This window comes from Erysipelatoclostridium sp. An173, from assembly GCF_002160495.1.
Classification (GTDB): domain Bacteria; phylum Bacillota_I; class Bacilli_A; order Erysipelotrichales; family Coprobacillaceae; genus Thomasclavelia; species Thomasclavelia merdavium.
Genome location: NZ_NFKR01000101.1, coordinates 1 through 1,112 on the forward strand (window position 1 = coordinate 1; position 1,112 = coordinate 1,112).

Consider the following 1,112-nt stretch of genomic DNA (forward strand, 5'->3'; position numbering starts at 1 on the left):
TGATGCTAGTATATATTTAGGTCCAGTTAAATAGAGAAATGTCAATAAAATGAAAACAGTATTGATTAATACTGATAACAGATGTAATCTATATTAATCAATAATCAAATTATAAATAAGGGGTAGAGTTATATGGCTAAAAAGAAACAAATTGATAAACAATTTAAAATTGATGCTGTTAATTATAGGAAGCATCATCCTGAACTTACCATGGCTGAAGTAGCTAATAATCTTGGAATCTCATTAAGTTCTATTCATCGCTGGATTAAAGAATATTCATCAAACAGCGATGATGAAAGCAAGGTATTTAGAGGTTCTGGTAATTATTCCAGTGATGATGCTAAAGAACTGGCAAGATTAAAAAAAGAAAACAGGGATTTAAGAGACGCTGTTGAAATATTAAAAAAAGCTATGAACATTCTCAACAGCCAGTAAGTATTCTTTATAGAGCATTGGACGAATATATTGATAAAGATGCCGATTCTAATAAGGTTTCGATTAGAGCAGTAACCAAAATATTAAATATTTCCAGAAGCGGTTTTAAATCATGGAAGCATCGTAAAAAATCCCATCGGCAACTGCACAAAGAACGAATCAAAGAAATGATTCTAACTATTTATCATGAAAACAAAGAAATTTATGGAGCACCAAAAATCACCTATATCCTGCGGCAAAAAGGAATAAAGATAAGCATGAAAACAGTCAGTAATTATATGCGTGAGATGGGAATAAAAGCCTGCTATATAAAACACTGGACAAAAACAACGATTTCTAAAAATTTCACTGCAGATTTAAAAAATCTGCTTAAAAGAGAATTCAATCCAGACAGGCCAAATGCTTTCTGGTGTACAGACATAACCTATATCTGGACCTATGATGAGGGTTTTGTTTATTTAACAAGTGTAATGGATTTATATTCAAGAAAAATCATATCCTGGGTATTAACTAAAGATATGAAAGCCGAATCGATAATAGAAGCAATAAATATTGCAAAAGTACGAAGAAATATTGAAAAACCGCTTGTGATCCATAGCGACTATGCCGAAGAAAAAACTATACCGAAGTTTTGGATACGTAAGATGAAAATAGCCTAATTCTTCGGTATAGTATTC

Annotated in this window: 2 protein-coding genes; both read left to right on the forward strand. The window is 31.4% G+C overall.

Annotation, left to right across the window (positions count from 1 at the left end; all coding sequences use genetic code 11):
• Positions 1-132 precede the first annotated feature (132 nt).
• Positions 133-435: a transposase gene (locus B5F09_RS14545; protein ID WP_004610048.1), complete on the forward strand. Its 303-nt coding sequence runs from the start codon at positions 133-135 to the stop codon at positions 433-435.
• 17 nt (positions 436-452) lie between these two features.
• Positions 453-1,094, forward strand: a complete 642-nt coding sequence (locus B5F09_RS14550) for an IS3 family transposase (RefSeq protein WP_087375025.1) — start codon at positions 453-455, stop codon at positions 1,092-1,094.
• Positions 1,095-1,112: the final 18 nt, after the last annotated feature.

What these genes read in the sequence shown, in the direction of transcription:
- B5F09_RS14545 (WP_004610048.1), top strand. Translation starts at nt 133, where the DNA reads ATGGCTAAAAAGAAACAAATTGATAAACAATTTAAAATTGATGCTGTT.